This window comes from Aeromonas sp. 102P, assembly GCF_051920345.1.
In the GTDB taxonomy this organism is placed as follows: domain Bacteria; phylum Pseudomonadota; class Gammaproteobacteria; order Enterobacterales; family Aeromonadaceae; genus Aeromonas; species Aeromonas veronii.
Genome location: NZ_JBQBCZ010000001.1, coordinates 4,274,946 through 4,292,546, shown reverse-complemented (window position 1 = coordinate 4,292,546; position 17,601 = coordinate 4,274,946). Strand labels below are relative to the sequence as shown.

Sequence of the window (17,601 nt, the reverse complement as noted above, 5' to 3'; positions counted from 1 at the left end):
CTTTGACCTGTTTGACCGGGTATCAGACCGGCGGGCGGGTATCAAATTGCGGGCAGTCGTCGCCAATCTGGTGCCAGGGCGCCTTGGAGCCGACAAAGATGTGAAACGCGGGCCGCTGGCTCGGCACATCGTCCAGTACCCCGAGGCGAAGGTTGATCTTGCCGCTGCTGCTCTTCTGGCTGAACAGGCTGGAGCCGCAGTGACGACAGAATGCCAGGGTAGTCTCTGCCGATTTCCGGTAGCGGCCAATGGCCTCTTCCCCCTTCACTATGGTGACCTTGTTGCCATCCAGTCCGCCGACCGAGGCGTAATCTCCCCCCGAAAACTTGCGGCATTCGCTGCAGTGGCAGTTCCCCATATAGTCGAACTGATCCGGCAGGGTCAGGGCGACGGCGCCGCACAGGCAGCTGGCATGTAACTCTTTCATCTCTTCTCCTTGAGTGTGCTAATCGGATTTGGAACGGCTATTCGACCCGATAGACGGGGCGAAAAGCGCCCTCCGAGAGGGAATCGGCGGGGTCGGCCAGCGGTGCAGACAGCGTCAGAATGGGTGGCCCCATCACCCGCGGACACTGTTCGGCACTGGCATCAGGGTGTTGCAGCAGGCAGACCGCCTGAGCGACCGCAAGGCGCCCCTGCAGCCGCATCTGATCGCTGTTGGCGGCGAGGATCTTCCCCCGGCGGAGGCCTCGCTGTACCCCGTGGCTGAAGTAGGTGCTCAGCACCTGAGGCCTGTCGAGATGGCGCTGCGCCAGCTCGTTGACCGCCACTTCGGCGGCGATGGCGCCTCCCACCAGATAGTCGAGGTCGGGATAGCGGGCCAGCGTCTGCTGCACCAGCGTGCGCTGGATTTCCCGGCTGTTGTCGCCGCGCTCGGTGGTGACCAGCTTGATGGCGCTCCCCTTGATGGCATCGGCAAAGCCCGGCTCGACGAAGTTGTTGCCGCCGCTTGCCTGCGGGCCGGGGAAGAGGGCGACCGAGACCGGCTTGCTGCCGGCGGGGTGACGCTGCGCCAGCCAGTGGCCAATCTGCCAGCCCATCTGGTACCAGGAGACCCCCACCTTCGCCTGCACCAGACCGCTGGGCAGATCGTTGACCAGCCCAAAGAGCGGCAACGGCGTGACCTTGATGGCCTCGCGCAAGCCCTGATAGCTCACCGCGCCGAGCAAGATGGCGTCGCTCTCTTCCTGCACGCAGCGCTGCAACTGCTGGCGCTGCTCGGCGAGGGCGCCATAGCCCCCCGCTTCATGGATCTGCAACTTGACTCCCAGCCGCTTCGCCTCGTCCACCATGCCCTGATTGACCGAAAGCCAGTAGGCGTCGCGCAGATGGGGGTAGAGGGCACAGAGGGTCAGCGGTTTGGTTGCGGCGGCGGGTTCCTGCCACTGCTGGCGCAGCGGCTGGCCGCTGAATTCGCCGCCGGGCCAGATATCGACCGCAAAGGCGAGGGCGGCTCGGGGAAGCATTAGCAACCAGATCAGCAACAACGGGGAGAGATAGACGCTTCGCATGGTCAGGGGTTTTGTTAAAGTGTTGGGCCATATTATCCGGTCAAAGCCGACCACAACCAAGGGACTTCCCGTGAGAATCTTTTCCGGCCTGGGTGGCAAGTTGCTGCTGGCCTTCTCCTTGATGGCATTACTCACACTGAGTGCCTCCCTACTGGGCTGGGTGGGGCTTAGCCATCTGCGCCAGCTGGAACAAGGGGTGCAGCAGACCCTGGCCGATCAGGAGCTGGCGCGCACGCTCTCTCGTCTCAGCGGCGAGATCCAGAGCGCGTCGCGGCTATTGGCCACCGCAACCAGCGAGCAGGAGCGGGAGCATCAGGGGCGCTTGCTCACTCTGCAGGGACAACAGCTGCAGCAGGTGCTGGCGCAACTCGGCCGTGGGCAGGGTTCAACAAGCCTCGATCAGCTCAGTCAGAGCATCATCGGCAATCTGGGTCAACAGGGTTGGCTGGTGGGGGAACGGTTGACCCTGATGGCGCAGGGGGAGGCGCAGCGGGCCCGTCTGGTGGCGGCAGCCGGGCAGATTGCCGAGCTGGCGCGTAGCCAGATGGAGAACGCCGAAACCGTGATGGTGGCGGGGTTGGGTTCCCTCTACCAACAGCAAGGTGAGCAGGCGACCCGGACGCTGGACCGCCTGCTGGAGCAGGATCTCGACTGGCTGGAGCAGATGACCGAGCTGCGCCATCGCACCCTGATGCAGCAGCAGCGCATCGAAGAGATGTGGCGCAGCGAACAGCAGGGGCAATTGCAGGCCCTGTTGCAGGAGGGGCAGCGGGAGCTGGCTATCTTGCAATTGCGAGCCGGGGCGGTGACCGATCCGGCCCGCCGTCAGGCGGTGGAGCAGGCGCTGACCGTGCTGGCGCAGAGCGACAAGCTGGTGCAACTGCGCAGCGACTGGCTCGGCAAGGGGGAGGCGCTGCGGGTGCTCGCCAGTGCCAACGAAGCCCTGATGAGCAGCCTCAACCAGCAGGTCGGTGAGCTGGTCAGCCGTGCCCGCGATTCGCTGGGGCAGAGCCAGCAGGCGCTAAGCCAGCGCCTAAGGCTGCTGGAGCAGGCGTTGATGGCCATTGGCCTGCTCACCCTGCTACTGCTGATGCTGCTGATGTGGCGCATGGTCTATGGCCGGATCGTCTGGCCGCTGCAACGGGCGGTGGCGGGGATGAGCCGGTTGGCGCGCGGGGATCTGGCCCCCCTTGAGCCGATCGCCGGGGCGGGCCGTGATGAGCTGGCGGAGCTGGGCCGGGCCTTGCAGGTGTTTCGTGACAATGCGGTGGAGCTGGGCCGCTATCAGCGCGAGCTGGAGTCGCGGGTCGAGGAGCGCACCGGCCAGCTCAGCCACGCCAACGAGCGGCTCAATGAGGAGGTGGAGAAGCAGCGGCAGGCCCGCGCCGAGGCAGAACAGGCCAACCGCGCCAAGTCGGTGTTTCTCGCCACCATGAGCCACGAGATCCGCACCCCCATGAACGGCATTCTCGGGGGGCTGACGCTGCTGGAAGATACCCACCTCAGCGATACCCACCTCAGCGATACCCAGCAGCGCTATCTGGCCGCCATCGAGCACAGTGGCGAATCCCTGCTGGAGATCCTCAACGACATTCTCGACTACTCCAAGATAGAGGCGGGCCATGTGGAGGCGCGCCGCGAACCCTTCCCCCTGTTCCTGCTGGTGGATGAGCTCTGCGCGCTTTTCCGGCCAAAGGCAGAGGCCAAGGGGGTCACTCTGGCGCTGGAATATGCGCCCGGGCTGGCGCCTGTGGTCGAGGGGGATCTGGGCAAACTGCGGCAGGTGCTCGGCAACTTGCTCGGCAATGCAGTCAAGTTTACCGCCCGTGGCCAGATTACCCTGACGGTGGCGCCCCTTGTCTGTCACGGCCCTTGCGCCGAGCCCTGCATCCGGTTTGTGGTGCGCGATACCGGCCCCGGCATTCCGGCCGATGAGCAGGAGGCGGTGTTCGAGGCGTTTCGCCAGCGCAAGCGTGATATAGGCCATCAGGGCGGCACCGGGCTGGGACTGGCGATCAGCCGCAAGCTGGTGACTGCCATGGGGGGCGATCTGAACCTTGCCAGCGAACCGGGCAAGGGGTGTGAATTCAGCTTCAGCCTGCCCTTGCAACGCTCGAGTGCTCAATTGCCCGCCGAGGCGCAACCGCTACATCTTGGCCAGTCCCGCAACATCCTGCTGGTGGAGGATAACGAGATCAACCGGCTGGTGGCGCACGGCATGCTGACCCGCCTCGGCCATCGCGTCACCCTGGCGGAGGATGGTCGCAGCGCGCTGGCGCTGGTGACCGAGCGCCCCTTCGAGCTGGCGCTGCTCGATATCAATCTGCCCGATATGGACGGCATGACCCTGCGCGAGGATCTGGCCGCCATCAGCGAGGAGATGCATGAGCGGTCGCTGCCCGCCATCGCCATCTCGGCCCAGATGTATCCGGAGGATATCCGCCACTGCCTTGCCGCCGGCTTTGTCGATTTTGTCGGCAAGCCGGTACGGCTGGCGGTGCTGGCGAACGCCATCGATCAGCTGTTTCGGCAAGAGGGCGCCTCTATCGAGCAGCCAGCGCAGCTAGCGGCCGTGCCCCCAACTAACCAGCCCGAGTGGGCCAATCCGGTGCTGGATGCCGATCTGCCCCTGCTCGGTATGGCGCGGATCCGCCAGCTGGTCGCGCTGTTTGAGTCGCAAGGGCGGGTGTTGGTAGATAAGTTGGCTCAGGGTGAGGGGAGTGAGCAACGTCAGCTGGCGCACAAGCTCAAGGGGAGTGCGCTGGCGCTGGGGTTGACCGAATTTGCCAGCCACTGTGCAGCTCTTGAGGCGGGAGGTGGGGAGTCTGCGGCAATCGGGGCGCAATTTGACGCGGCGGTGAGCGGGTTACAGCAGTGGCTGGTGGCCAACAGGGATTCGCCGTTCTGATCACTGCTGGCGATGCACAACGTTTAGGGAGGGGGCCAGTTCCTGCGCCGTTATTCTCTTTCGCGAAACAGCACCTGCTTGCACTTGGCACAGACCCATTCCCGGCGAAAATCGGTCAGGTGCACCATGCCCACCTCCAGCAACTCGTGGTGGCCGCAGTGATAACAGAAGATGATGTCGCCATCGACTGATTCAGGGTGGGCCGCCAGATAGTCGGCTTTGGTTGGGAGCTGCTCCCACGAGGTGGTGGGGAGATGTTTGCGTTGGCTGGTGTAGTAGACCCAGTAGAACAGAAAAAAGACCGCCAGGATCACGAATGTCAGCAGATGGTCCATCTTGAACTCCTCCGGTTAGGTGCAGCCCCTCGGATGCATGGCTGCAATCAGCTCCATCATCATTAAATTTGTTTCGAATGAATATGTTACAGGATGGATAAAGAGGGCGTTGTGATCCCCTTCGGGTTTTGCCCGCCCGCCGCGGGATGAAAAATGTGCCGTTTGGCGGAGCGGCCAGGGTATTGAACGGGGAGGGAATCTTGTTTTTTACAACATAAATTCAACATTTTTTTAGGTGGTTGGACTGTCTCTTTGATCCAGCTCACGTTACAATGCCCGCGCCCACTTCACCTAACGCGCAAACGATTTTCAGGAGAGAAACGGATGTTGAAACGTGACATGACCATCGCCAATTATGATCCGCAATTGTGGCAGGCCATCACAGACGAAACCCGTCGTCAGGAAGAGCATATCGAGCTGATTGCGTCTGAGAACTACACCAGCCCCCGTGTCATGGAAGCCCAGGGCTCCCAGCTGACCAACAAGTACGCTGAAGGTTACCCCTCCAAGCGTTACTACGGTGGTTGCGAGTATGTGGATGTGGTCGAAACTCTGGCTATCGAGCGCGCCAAAGAGCTGTTCGGTGCCACTTACGCCAACGTGCAGCCGCACTCCGGCTCCCAGGCCAACAGCGCCGTTTACATGGCTCTGCTGCAGCCGGGCGACACCGTACTGGGCATGAACCTGGCCCACGGCGGTCACCTGACCCACGGCTCTCCGGTCAACTTCTCCGGCAAGCTTTACAACATCGTGCCTTACGGTATCGATGAGTCCGGCAAGATCGACTACGACGACATGGAACGTCAGGCTGTCGAGCACAAGCCAAAGATGATGATCGGTGGCTTCTCTGCCTACTCCGGTATCGTTGACTGGGCCCGCATGCGTGAAATCGCCGACAAGGTCGGTGCCTACCTGTTCGTCGACATGGCCCACGTGGCTGGTCTGATTGCCGCTGGCGTCTACCCGAACCCGGTTCCCCACGCTCACGTGGTCACCTCCACCACTCACAAGACCCTGGCCGGTCCGCGCGGTGGTCTGATCCTCTCCGCTGCTGACGACGAGGAGCTCTACAAGAAGCTCAACTCCGCCGTCTTCCCGGGTGGTCAGGGTGGCCCGCTGATGCACGTCATCGCCGGTAAAGCCGTTGCCTTCAAAGAGGCGCTGGAGCCGGAGTTCAAGACCTATCAGGCTCAGGTCGTGAAAAACGCCAAGGCGATGGCCGCCACCTTTATCGAGCGTGGTTACAAGATCGTCTCCGGCGGTACTGACAACCATCTGATGCTGGTTGACCTGATCGGCCGCGAGCTGACCGGTAAGGATGCTGACGCTGCGCTGGGTAAAGCCAACATCACCGTCAACAAGAACTCCGTGCCCAACGATCCGCGTTCCCCGTTCGTCACCTCCGGTGTGCGTATCGGTACCCCGGCCATCACCCGCCGTGGTTTCAAGGAAGCCGAGTCCATCGAGCTGACCCACTGGATCTGCGACGTACTGGACAACCACGATAACGATGCCGTGCTGGCCACCGTGCGTGAGAAGGTGCTGGATATCTGCCGCCGCTTCCCGGTTTATGGCTGATAAACCAGACCGTTCGGTTTGAGACCAATGCCACCTGCGGGTGGCATTGTTTTTTCTGGCTTTTACCGGTTTTGGATGGCCGTGCTACACTGGCCGACCTAGATCCTGGCCCGCCGGGCCGGTCCCTGTTTCATTAACGCCGGAGGTCCGATGCATTGCCCATTCTGTAGTGCGGTTGATACCAAGGTGATCGATTCCCGCTTGGTGGCAGAAGGCCATCAGGTGCGCCGCCGTCGTGAGTGTCTGCTCTGTCACGAGCGTTTTACCACCTTCGAGATGGCCGAACTGGTGATGCCCCGCGTCATCAAGTCCAACGGCTCCCGCGAGCCGTTCAACGAAGACAAGCTGCGCGCCGGCATCCTGCGGGCGCTGGAGAAGCGGCCGGTGAGCATGGAGGCCATCGAAAAGGCGGTCAACCATATCAAATCCCGTCTGCGTGCCACCGGCGAGCGTGAAGTCGCCTCCGAGTTGGTGGGCAATCTGGTGATGGATGAGCTCAAGAGTCTGGACAAGGTGGCCTATATCCGCTTTGCCTCCGTCTATCGCAGCTTCGAAGATATTCGCGAGTTCGGCGAAGAGATCGCCAAGCTGGAGAAGTAAACCGCCATTCTCACCCATGTTGCCGCGTCCGATTACGCTGCGCTAATCGAACCTACGATACTGCGTAAAGTCGAGATGTGTTGTCAAAGGAGCCCGAATGTTTAGTCAAGATGATTACCAATGGATGAGTCGGGCCCTCGAACTGGCCCGCCGCGGCCGCTACACCACGGCCCCCAACCCCTGCGTCGGCGCCGTGCTGGTCAAGGATGGCGTGGTGGTTGGCGAAGGGTGGCATCAGAAGGCGGGCGAGCCCCATGCCGAGGTCTACGCCCTGCGCGCCGCCGGTGACAACGCCCGTGGCGCCACCGCCTATGTGACTCTCGAACCCTGCTCCCACCACGGTCGTACTCCCCCCTGCGCCGAGGCGCTGATCAACGCTGGCGTGGCCCGGGTGGTGGCGGCCATGGTTGACCCCAATCCCCAGGTGGGTGGGCGTGGCCTGCGCATGCTCTCCGAAGCGGGGATCAAGACCGATTTCGGCCTGCTGGCGAGTGAAGCCGAGGCGCTCAACCCGGGCTTTTTCAAGCGGATGCGTACCGCCTTCCCGCGAGTGACCGTCAAGCTGGGGGCCAGCCTCGATGGCCGCACCGCCATGGCGAGCGGCGAGAGCCAGTGGATCACCTCCCCGGATGCGCGCCGCGATGTGCAGCGGCTGCGGGCCCGCCACGATGCGGTGCTCTCCAGCGCCGAAACCGTGCTGGCCGATGGCGCTTCCCTGACCGTGCGCTGGGACGAGCTGCCATCCTCGGTCAAGGCGAGTTATCCCAAAGAGACCCTGCGCCAGCCGCTGCGGGTCATTGTCGATTCGCAAAACCGCCTCACACCCGACTTGCCGCTGTTCCAGAGCGAGAGCCCGGTGCTGCTGGCCCGTCACAAGGCGTCCGGCGAGTGGCCCGAGTGGGTGCAACAGCTGGAGCTGCCGCTGCTGGATGGCAAGCTGGATCTGGTCAGCCTCTTCATGCTGCTGGCCAAACAGAACGTCAACTCGGTGCTGGTCGAGGCGGGCCCGCGGCTCTGCGGCGCTCTGCTGGAAAAAGGGCTGGTCGATGAGCTGGTGCTCTATCAGGCACCCAAACTGATGGGTGACGAAGGGCGCGGCCTGTTCCATCTGCCGGGTCTGACCCGGCTGTTCCAGGCCCCCAAGCTCGCCATCAAGGATGTGCGCATGGTGGGGCCGGATATTCGCATTACCGCCAAAATAGCCTGATTTATCAATGTTCAAGGGGGCAGCCTATGCCCCCGTCATCAGCAAGGTGATCTGCATGTTTACCGGAATTATCGAAGCGGTGGGAACCCTGGCCGAACTGCGCCGTCAGGGCGACGACATGGCCCTCATCGTCCATGCACCGCATCTCGACTTCAGTGACGTCAAACTGGGCGACTCCATCGCCACCAACGGCGTCTGCCTCACCGTCGTGGCGCTGGGCGACAAGAGCTATACCGCCGATGTGTCGCTGGAAACCCTCTCCCGTACCGGCTTTGCCGCCGCCAGAGTGGGCGATCGGGTCAACCTCGAGAAGGCGCTGATGCCCACCTCCCGTCTTGGCGGCCATCTGGTCTCCGGCCATGTGGACGGGGTGGGGGAGGTGAAAAGCGTCTCCAGCAGCGGCCGCGCCATCGAGTACTGGATCAAGGCGCCGGGCGAGCTCTCCCGCTATATCGCCGAGAAGGGCTCCATTGCGGTGGATGGCATCAGCCTCACCGTCAACGCGGTGCAGGGCGACCTTTTTCGCTTGACGATCGTGCCCCACACCGCCCAGGAGACCACCATCGCCAGCTGGAAGCCGGGCCACAAGGTCAACCTCGAGGTGGATCAGATCGCTCGCTATCTGGAGCGGCTGATGATGGGGAAAAGTCAGGAGAGCAGCGCCTCGACCCTGACCATGGAGACGCTGGCCAAGGCCGGTTTTCTCTGACGGTGTGCGCTAAATCTGGCCACCAAAACGATTTTCTGTGATCCCGCTCTGATTGAAATGGAGCCGCTAGCTGTGTAAACCCACCAGGTTGTTCACAGATTGAAGACGACTGATGGGGGGCTGGTAGCCCAGACTGGCATGAGGACGATGCCAGTTGTACTCATGCAACCACGGTTGCAAGTGCTCTGCCCGTTGCTCTGACGAGTCATAGCTCCGTGCATAAGCCCACTCACGCAGGGCGGTCTGAATGAAGCGCTCTGCTTTGCCATTGGTTTGTGGTGTGTAAGGCTTGGTGCGCAGATGCTTGAGCCCCAGCCGACGACACAGCTTCTGGAAGCGTTTCGACCGGTAACAGGCTCCATTGTCCGTGAGTAGCCGACTGAAACAAATGCCGAGCCCGGCGTAGTAGCGAAGTGCCTGTAACAGCGCCAGGCAGGCACTGCGTCCCGTTTCATCAGGATGCAGAGCGCTGAACGCCACACGGGAGTGGTCATCAATCGCCACATGAACACACTCCCACCCTGCGCCGCGTGAGTCCTTGCTGCGGTCGCCGGTGATACGATGGCCGGGACGGTGGAAACGCCCCAACTTTTTGATGTCCAGATGCAGCAAGTCACCCGGTTTCTCATGTTCATAGCGTTGTACTGGAACAGCTGGGGCCAGATTGGCCAATCGATGAAGTCCCATGCGCTGCAAGATGCGGGCGACAGTACTGTGCCCTATGCCCAGATATTGGCTGATGTGCCGATAGGTCCGTCGCTGCTTGCGCAGTTCGATAATCCTCTGCTGGCGCTGGTCATCAATGGCATGAGGGCAAGATGCGGGTCGAGAAGAGCGATTGTACAAACCATCAGGTCCCTCCTGGCGATATCGAGTGAGCCACTTGTAAGCGGTGCGGATACTGACCCCGGCAGCGTGAGCGGCCTCTTCAACGCGCAGGCCCTGCTCAAGGATACGCTGGACAAGAAGCTGTCGACCAAAGACGGTTAATCGGGCATTTTTATGATTGTTCACTCGGGCACCTCGGATGATTGGTTTGGTTGGTGCCTCCAATTCTCCGGGAATGCCCCGAGTGAACAACCTACAGAGAGATCACAGCTAGCCCCAATCTAGAGCAACATACACACGCATTTGCGTTGAGCCTGCGGGCTCAACCCCCAAGCACACTGATGGAGTAGCCCATGGCGCTGAGCACAACCCAGGAAATCATTGCCGATATCAAGGCTGGCAAGATGGTGATCCTGATGGATGACGAAGACAGGGAGAACGAAGGGGACCTCATCATGGCCGCCTCCTGCGTCCGTCCGGAGGATATCAACTTCATGGCCCGCTACGGCCGTGGCCTCATCTGCCTGACTCTGACCCGGGATCGCTGCAAGCAATTGGCGCTGCCGCTGATGGTGGATCGCAACAATGCCCAGTTCTCCACCGCCTTTACCGTCTCCATCGAGGCGGCAGAAGGGGTGACCACGGGTATCTCCGCTGCCGATCGCGCGGTGACCGTGCAGGCGGCTGTGGCGCCCAATGCCAAGGCGGCCGATCTGGTGCAGCCGGGCCACATCTTCCCGCTGATGGCGCAGGATGGCGGCGTGCTGACCCGTGCCGGTCACACCGAAGCGGGCTGCGATCTGGCCCGTCTGGCCGGTTTCGAGGCGGCCGCCGTCATCGTCGAGATCCTCAACGAAGATGGCACCATGGCGCGCCGTCCTGACTTGGAGATCTTCGCCGAGGAGCATGGCATCAAGCTTGGCACCATCGCCGATCTTATCGAGTACCGCAACCAGCACGAGACCACTGTCGAAAAGGTGGCCGAGTGCAAGCTGCCCACCGAGTTTGGCGAGTTCGACCTCATCACCTTCCGCGACACCATCGACAATCAGGTTCACTTCGCCCTGAAAAAGGGTGAGGTGCAGGCCGACCAGCCGACCCTGGTGCGCGTCCATCTGCACGATGTGCTGAGCGATCTGCTGCTGACCGACCGCCACGCCGCCCGCAGCTGGCCGCTGCCTAAATCCATGGCCCGCATCGCTGACGAAGGCGGGGTGCTGGTGATTTTGGGGGCGGAATCCCACGGCGCCGAGCTGCTGGCCCGGGTCAAGGGTTTTGAAGCCGCCGACAAGGGGTTGGCGCCGGAAGGAGCCAAGTGGCAGGGCACCTCGCGCCGGGTTGGTGTGGGTTCCCAGATCCTCAAGGCCCTTGGTGTAAGCAAGATGCGCCTGCTGAGCTCGCCGAAGAAGTACCATGCCCTCGGCGGTTTCGGTCTGGAAGTGGTTGAGTACGTCGGCGAGTAACGTACTACCAGAGAAGTACCATCCCCTTCCGGGCGGTTTCGGTCTGGAAGTCGTGGAATTTACCGGCGAGCAAGTGCGCCGGACTGGTTAAATCGCGATCATGGCCGTCTATTGCGGCCATGGTTTTTGTCGTGGGTCTGTTGTGCTAGAATGTGCGCACTTTTGACTCCGGCCCTTTTGATTGCACAGATACAGGATTTCCAATGAAGGTTATCGAAGGAAATATCGCCGCTCCTGAGGCGCGCGTTGCTATTGTTGTTGCCCGTTTCAACAGCTTCATCAACGACAGTCTGGTGAACGGTGCGGTGGACGTACTGAAGCGTCAAGGTCAAGTGCAGGACAGCAACCTGACACTGGTAAAAGTGCCGGGCGCGGTTGAAATGCCATTGGTCATCAAGAAGCTGGCCAAGAGTGGTCAATACGACGCCATCGTGGCGGTCGGTACTGTCATCCGTGGCGGCACCTACCACTTCGACCTGGTGGCAAACGAGAACAGCAAGGGCATGGCCCAGGTAATGATGGAATATGAAATTCCCGTTGCCTTCGGTGTGCTGACCACTGAAAACATTGAACAAGCCATCGAGCGTGCAGGTACCAAGGCGGGTAACAAGGGTGCAGAGGCTGCACTGGCAGCGCTCGAAATGATCAACGTCCTGAAAGAACTGGACGTGTAACGAGGAGAAGTACATTGAAACCGTCTGAGCGCCGTAAAGCCCGCCATTGCGCCACCCAGGCCATCTACCAGTGGCAGATGACCAAGGCTAACGTGGGTGACATCGAAGAGCAGTTCAAGATCGATCAGGACACCAAGGGTGTAGACCTGAACTATTTCCGCGATCTGCTGTTCGGGGTAGCCCTCCACTGCAGCGAGCTGGACAAGGTGTTTGCACCTTTCCTCTCCCGTCCGCTGGAAGAAGTGGACATGGTGGACAAGGCGATCCTGCGTCTGGCGACCTACGAGCTGACCCGTCGTGATGATGTACCGCCGCGCGTGGTCATCAACGAAGCGATCGAGCTGGCCAAAGCTTTTGCTGCCGATGACAGCCACAAGTTTGTCAACGGTGTACTGGACAAGGTGATCAAATCGCTGAACAAGCGTTGATCCTGCTGTCCGTCAGCATCTAAGAGAGGAGCCAGCTTATTGCTGGCTTTTTACTGTATGGGTGAATTTGAGCTGATTGATAAGTACTTCAAGGTCCCCCACGCCCGCAAGGACGTGGTGATGGGCCCTGGAGATGACTGTGCCCTGCTGACCCTGCCCCCCGATACCCAGCTGGCGGTGAGCACCGACACTCTGGTGAGCGGCGTACACTTCTTTCCCGACATGGATCCGGTGGATCTCGGCTACAAGGCGCTTGCGGTCAATCTCTCCGATCTCGCCGCCATGGGTGCCGAGCCACGCTGGGTGTCGCTGGCGCTGACCCTGCCTGCCATCAACGAAGGTTGGGTTGCCGGTTTTGCCGAAGGGTTTCTGGAGCTGGCCGAGTACTACAACGTGGCGCTGGTGGGCGGAGACATGACCCGCGGGCCGCTCTCCATCACCATCTCGGTGAAGGGGTCGGTGCCTGCCGGTCGCGCCCTGATGCGCAGCGGTGCCAAAGCCGGTGACGGCATCTATGTGACCGGTACCCTGGGGGATGCCGCGTTGGCACTCTCCCATCTGCTGGGCAAACGCACCCTCAACGAGAACCAGCTGGCTGCGGTGCTGCCACGGCTCGACCATCCCCATCCCCGCATTCTGGCCGGTCAGGCGCTGCGCGGGCTGGCGGGGAGTGCGCTGGACCTCTCCGATGGTCTGGCATCGGATCTCGGCCATATTCTCAAGGCCTCCGGCGTGCGGGCCCAGATCGATCTCGATCTGCTGCCGCTCTCGCCGGTGTTGCAGGATGCGGTGAGCGAGCAGGAGGCGTGGCAACTGGCGCTGGCCGGTGGCGATGACTACGAGCTCTGCTTCACCGTACCGGAGGAGCACCGCGGCGCGCTCGATACGGCGTTAGCCCACAGCGGGGTCAAGTTCAGCCGCATCGGCCGCATCGTGGCGGGCGAGCCGGGCATCGACTACCTGCGTGGCGACCAGGCGGTCGAGCTGCAACTGAAAGGGTGGGATCACTTCGCATGAGTTTGTTCAGGATAAAGCCCGAGCTGACACGACTGGATCTGAAAAATCCGCTTCATTTTTTGGCGGTGGGGTTTGGTTCCGGTCTCAGCCCCAAGGCGCCGGGCACCATGGGCACCCTGGCGGCCATTCCGCTCTACCTGCTGGTGAGCGGGCTGCCGACCCACTGGTTCATCGCCTTGCTGGTGGTGGGTTTTGTGGTCGGTATTCGTATCTGCCAGAGCGCCACCGATGCCATCGGTATGCCGGATCACGGCGCCATCGTCTGGGACGAGGTGATCGGCTTTGGCGTCACCATGATCGCCGCGCCAGCCGGCTGGGAGTGGGTGGTGGCGGGCTTCGCGCTGTTCCGGTTGTTTGATGTGCTCAAGCCCTGGCCCATCTCCTGGTTTGATCGCCGGATCCACGGTGGTCTGGGCATCATGCTGGACGATCTGATCGCCGGCCTGTTCGCCCTGTTTTGTATGCAATTACTGGCATTCTGGCTCGGTTGAGAGCCACCTTCCGGGGGATGACCGTTCTGGCATCCCCCGATTTATATCTGCTTAATTTTCATTCATCGGCATATGCTGCCGTTTATCATCCATTTCACATAAATATTCACTACTCATTCGGGGCTGGTGATTGTTTTGGAAATAGTGATAAATGCTGCTTGTTGCGTTGTTGTTGAAATTAAAGTAATGATACCAATAGATGTACGGACGCACCGGCCATTTGTGTGATGAAAATCATAATTTATCTCTGCCGAATTGGTGGTTATCTGCACAAAATATTGCGGAATTGTATAACTCAATCATTTACACCCGTGGTCAAACCGTCTAAGTTACTCGCGGGTTATTCCAAAAAAATGCAAAAAACCCGCCCGGATCGCTGGTTTCGCTGCCTCATGGATTGAGCAAATATTGCCCAAGGTAACAACCGGCATCTGCGGCTGATTTACGGACGAATTATTTGGGACGGATGTCCCCCGCAGAGGTAAACATGTCCTTGCTCGAAGTAAAGAACTTGCGGATCGAGTACCCCTCCCGCTACGGGGTGCTGGCCGCGGTGAAGGATCTCTCTTTCTCTATCGAAAAGGGTGAGATTGTCGGGGTGGTCGGTGAATCCGGCGCCGGCAAGTCCACCATCGGCAACGCCGTTATCGATCTCCTGAGCCCGCCGGGTCGCATCGCCCGCGGTGATATCTATCTCAATGGCGAGCTCATCTCCGGCAAGAGCCAGAACGAGATGCGGGCCATCCGTGGCTCCCGTATCGGGTTCATATTCCAGGACCCCATGACCTCCCTCAACCCGCTGTTCACCGTTGAGCATCAGCTGGTGGAGACCATTCTGGCCAATACCGACCTCTCTCGCGAGGCCGCTTTTGCCAAGGCGCTGGAGCTGATGGGGGCTGTGGGTATTCCGCAGCCGGAGCTGCGCATCAAACAGTATCCACACCAGTTTTCCGGTGGCATGCGTCAGCGGGTGGTTATCGCCATTGCGCTCTCCTGCGATCCGGAGCTGATCATCGCCGATGAGCCGACCACGGCGCTGGACGTCTCCATTCAGGATCAGATCCTCCAGCTTATCCGCGCCCTCTGCAAAGAGCGTCAGGTGGGCTGCATGCTGGTGACCCACGACATGGGCGTGGTCTCCAACGTTACCGACAAGGTGGCGGTGATGTATCGCGGCGATCTGGTGGAGTTCGGCCTGACCGAACAGGTGCTGGGCAGCCCCAATCACCCCTATACCCGCAGCCTCATCTCGGCGGTACCCCGCTCCGATGTGAAGCTGGTGCGTTTCCCGCTGGTCTCCTATATCGAGGATGCCAGTGCGCCGGATACCAATATCGACCTCAAGACCCACTGGCTCGGCCAGAGTCAGGACGAGCGTGCCTATGAAGGGGCGCTGCTGCGGGTGGAGAACGTCGATCTGAAGTTCGTCACCAAGGACTCCATCTTCCCGAGCCGCCGCCAGTATGTGCGCGCCTGCAACAACATCAGCTTCGAGATCTTCGAAGGGGAGACCTTCGGTCTGGTGGGGGAATCGGGCTCCGGCAAATCGACTATTGCCCGCGCCATCACCGGTCTCTATCCGCCTGATAGCGGCAAAATCTTCTTTGAGGGAATCGACCTGACAGCTCTCAAGAGCGAGCGCGAGCGTCGCCCGCTGCGTCGCCAGATGCAGATGGTGTTCCAGAACCCCTATTCGTCGATGAACCCGCGGATGAAGGTGCGCGACATCATTGCCGAGCCGATCCGCTTCCATCAGCTGGCGAGCAGCGAGAGCCAGATTGAGGGGATTGTCGGCGATCTGCTGGATCATGTGGGTCTCGGTCGTGGTGCCGGGGTCAAGTATCCCCACGAGTTCTCCGGCGGTCAGCGCCAGCGTATCTCCATTGCCCGCGCTCTGGCCACTCGCCCGCGCTTCCTTATCTGCGACGAGCCGACCTCGGCACTGGATGTGTCGGTGCAGGCCCAGATCCTCAACCTGCTCAAGGATCTGCAGCAGGAGCTCAAGCTCACCATGCTGTTTATCAGCCACGATCTGCCGGTGATCCGCCAGATGTGCGACCGCATCGGGGTGATGCAGCACGGTCATCTGGTGGAAGTGGCCGAGACCGAGAAACTCTTTACCAATGCCGAGCATGAGTACAGCCGCAAGCTGATCTCCCTCATGCCGGAGTTCAAGGGAATGTCCCGCGAGGGGCTGGAAATCGCAAGCTAGGAGAGCGCCGGTGCGCCGGTCTGCTTGTCAAAAAAAGTGTCATAAGAAAGCCAAAAGCATGGAGAACAAGATGAAGAAAGGATTGTCCAAGATTGCCCTGGCGCTGTTTGCCGCCGGTTTCGCCTTCAGTGTCTCAGCCGCTGATATCAAGGTGGGTGTCGCTTCTGACGCCACTTCGCTGGATCCGCAGGAGCAGCTTTCCGGTCAGACTCTGGAGATGTCGCACCTGGTATTCGATCCCCTGATGCGTTACACCCAGGACTTGCAGTTCGAGCCCCGTCTGGCCGAGAAGTATGAGCGTATTGACGACAAGACCGTCCGCTTCCACCTGCGCAAGGGGGTCAAGTTCCATTCCGGTAACGATTTTACCGCCGATGATGTGGTGTGGACCGTTAACCGCCTGAAATCCTCCGTCGACTTCAAGGCGATCTTCGATCCCATCAGCGAAGTGAAGAAGGTCGATGACTACACCGTCGATCTGATCACCGCCAAGCCCTTCCCGCTGGTGCTGCAGACCGTCACCTACATCTTCCCGATGGACTCCAAGTTCTATACCGGCAAGACCGAAGCGGGCAAAGACAAGGCCGAGATCGTCAAGAATGGCGACTCCTTTGCCTCGACCAATGTCTCCGGTACTGGCCCGTTCACCGTCAAGTTCCGCGAGCAGGGTGTGAAGCTCGATTATGCCCGCAACGCCAACTATTGGGACAAGGCCTCCAAGGGTAACGTCGAGAACCTGACCGTGGTGCCCATCAAGGAAGATGCGACCCGTGTTGCAGCCCTGCTGGGTGGCGACGTGGACATGATCTATCCGGTTGCGCCGAACGATCTGGAGCGCGTGAAGAATGGCAAGGACTCCCAGCTGGTCACCCTGTCCGGTACCCGCGCCATCATCATCGAGCTGAACCAGAACACCAACCCGGCACTGAAAGACAAGCGCGTGCGTCAGGCGATCAACTACGCCATCAACCAGGTGGGCATTGTCGAGAAGATCAACAAGGGCTTCGGTACCCCTGCTGGTCAGCTGAGCCCGAAAGGCTATGCCGGTCACAACGAGGCGCTGGTGCCCCAGTATGATCTGGCCAAGGCCAAGGAGCTGATAAAAGAGGCCGGTTACGAGAAAGGCTTCAAGATGACCTTCATCTCCCCGGCTGCCCGCTACGTCAACGACGTCAAGATTGCCCAGGCTGTCTCCGCCATGCTGGCCAAGATCAACATCAAGGTGGATCTGAAGACCATGCCGGTGGCCCAGTACTGGCCCGAGTTTGACAAGTGCGCCGCGGACATGCAGCTGATTGGCTGGCACTCCGACACCGAAGATACCGCGAACTTCTTCGAGTTCCTGACCTTCACCAAGGATGCCAAGACCGGTATGGGTCAGTACAACTGCGCCGGTTACGCCAACGCCGAAGCTGACAAGCTGGTGATGGATGCCAACGCCGAGACCGATCCGGCCAAGCGTGCCGAGATGCTGAAGAAGGTCGAAGCCATGCTGATCGAAGATGCTGCCTACGTGCCGTTGCACTGGGAAGATCTGGCCTATGGCGCCAAGAAGAACGTCGACATCAAGCCGGTGGTCAACGTGATGAACTTCCCTTACCTGGGTGACCTGGTGGTCAGCAAGTAAGAGAAGCGCTAAG

Annotated in this window: 16 protein-coding genes; 12 read left to right on the top strand and 4 right to left on the bottom strand. The window is 60.6% G+C overall.

Going from position 1 to position 17,601, the window contains the following annotated elements; all coding sequences use genetic code 11:
* Positions 1-22: 22 nt before the first annotated feature.
* Positions 23-427, bottom strand: a complete 405-nt coding sequence (locus ACTG1K_RS20120; RefSeq protein WP_005338893.1) for a GFA family protein — start codon at positions 425-427, stop codon at positions 23-25.
* Positions 428-464: 37 nt separating this feature from the next.
* Entirely contained in the window at positions 465-1,511 is a 1,047-nt protein-coding gene (gene torT, locus ACTG1K_RS20115) for a TMAO reductase system periplasmic protein TorT (protein WP_429150540.1), read from the bottom strand.
* A 70-nt stretch (positions 1,512-1,581) separates the two neighbouring features.
* On the opposite strand from torT, the gene torS reads away from it, so the two are divergent.
* On the top strand, positions 1,582-4,419 hold the full coding sequence (torS, locus tag ACTG1K_RS20110; RefSeq protein ID WP_440006506.1) for a TMAO reductase system sensor histidine kinase/response regulator TorS: 2,838 nt from the start codon (positions 1,582-1,584) through the stop codon (positions 4,417-4,419).
* Between the two features lie 50 nt (positions 4,420-4,469).
* Here torS and ACTG1K_RS20105 read toward each other — a convergent pair whose 3' ends face one another.
* Positions 4,470-4,754: a hypothetical protein gene (locus tag ACTG1K_RS20105; protein ID WP_429150536.1), complete on the bottom strand. Its 285-nt coding sequence runs from the start codon at positions 4,752-4,754 to the stop codon at positions 4,470-4,472.
* A gap of 324 nt (positions 4,755-5,078) precedes the next feature.
* On the opposite strand from ACTG1K_RS20105, the gene glyA reads away from it, so the two are divergent.
* The 4 genes from glyA (at position 5,079) to ACTG1K_RS20085 (ending at position 8,848) form a co-directional block, all read left to right on the top strand.
* Positions 5,079-6,332 carry a serine hydroxymethyltransferase gene (gene glyA, locus ACTG1K_RS20100; protein ID WP_005338884.1) on the top strand — a complete coding sequence of 418 codons (1,254 nt, stop codon included), beginning with the start codon at positions 5,079-5,081 and terminating at the stop codon, positions 6,330-6,332.
* 150 nt (positions 6,333-6,482) lie between these two features.
* Positions 6,483-6,932: a transcriptional regulator NrdR gene (gene nrdR, locus ACTG1K_RS20095; protein ID WP_005338880.1), complete on the top strand. Its 450-nt coding sequence runs from the start codon at positions 6,483-6,485 to the stop codon at positions 6,930-6,932.
* A gap of 97 nt (positions 6,933-7,029) precedes the next feature.
* Positions 7,030-8,139 (top strand): bifunctional diaminohydroxyphosphoribosylaminopyrimidine deaminase/5-amino-6-(5-phosphoribosylamino)uracil reductase RibD, encoded by a 1,110-nt coding sequence (ribD, locus tag ACTG1K_RS20090; protein WP_100654432.1) that lies wholly within the window; start codon positions 7,030-7,032, stop codon positions 8,137-8,139.
* A gap of 55 nt (positions 8,140-8,194) precedes the next feature.
* Positions 8,195-8,848, top strand: a complete 654-nt coding sequence (locus tag ACTG1K_RS20085) for a riboflavin synthase (RefSeq protein ID WP_069554374.1) — start codon at positions 8,195-8,197, stop codon at positions 8,846-8,848.
* Between the two features lie 66 nt (positions 8,849-8,914).
* On the opposite strand, the gene ACTG1K_RS20080 is transcribed toward ACTG1K_RS20085, so the two are convergent.
* Positions 8,915-9,862 carry an IS481 family transposase gene (locus ACTG1K_RS20080; RefSeq protein WP_440004735.1) on the bottom strand — a complete coding sequence of 316 codons (948 nt, stop codon included), beginning with the start codon at positions 9,860-9,862 and terminating at the stop codon, positions 8,915-8,917.
* Between the two features lie 167 nt (positions 9,863-10,029).
* Between ACTG1K_RS20080 and ribBA the strand changes: the two genes are divergently transcribed.
* The 7 genes from ribBA to ACTG1K_RS20045 all read left to right on the top strand — a co-directional run bounded on the left by ribBA (position 10,030) and on the right by ACTG1K_RS20045 (position 17,588).
* Entirely contained in the window at positions 10,030-11,139 is a 1,110-nt protein-coding gene (gene ribBA / locus ACTG1K_RS20075) for a bifunctional 3,4-dihydroxy-2-butanone-4-phosphate synthase/GTP cyclohydrolase II (protein WP_005338875.1), read from the top strand.
* A gap of 203 nt (positions 11,140-11,342) precedes the next feature.
* On the top strand, positions 11,343-11,813 hold the full coding sequence (gene ribH, locus ACTG1K_RS20070) for a 6,7-dimethyl-8-ribityllumazine synthase (protein ID WP_005338866.1): 471 nt from the start codon (positions 11,343-11,345) through the stop codon (positions 11,811-11,813).
* A 14-nt stretch (positions 11,814-11,827) separates the two neighbouring features.
* Positions 11,828-12,241: a transcription antitermination factor NusB gene (nusB, locus tag ACTG1K_RS20065; protein WP_005343514.1), complete on the top strand. Its 414-nt coding sequence runs from the start codon at positions 11,828-11,830 to the stop codon at positions 12,239-12,241.
* Between the two features lie 57 nt (positions 12,242-12,298).
* Positions 12,299-13,258, top strand: coding sequence for a thiamine-phosphate kinase (gene thiL, locus ACTG1K_RS20060; protein WP_026034998.1), 960 nt, complete (start codon positions 12,299-12,301; stop codon positions 13,256-13,258).
* A complete protein-coding gene (locus ACTG1K_RS20055) occupies positions 13,255-13,749 on the top strand; it encodes a phosphatidylglycerophosphatase A family protein (RefSeq protein WP_047438136.1) in 495 nt (164 codons plus the stop codon). The genes thiL and ACTG1K_RS20055 overlap by 4 nt, the downstream gene beginning before the upstream one ends.
* A 487-nt stretch (positions 13,750-14,236) precedes the next feature.
* The gene (locus tag ACTG1K_RS20050; protein ID WP_440006503.1) at positions 14,237-15,961 is read left to right on the top strand and encodes a dipeptide ABC transporter ATP-binding protein; all 1,725 of its coding nucleotides are present in this window, start codon (positions 14,237-14,239) and stop codon (positions 15,959-15,961) included.
* Positions 15,962-16,031: 70 nt separating this feature from the next.
* Complete coding sequence (locus ACTG1K_RS20045; protein ID WP_440006501.1) at positions 16,032-17,588, top strand: ABC transporter substrate-binding protein; 1,557 nt, start codon at positions 16,032-16,034, stop codon at positions 17,586-17,588.
* Positions 17,589-17,601: the final 13 nt, after the last annotated feature.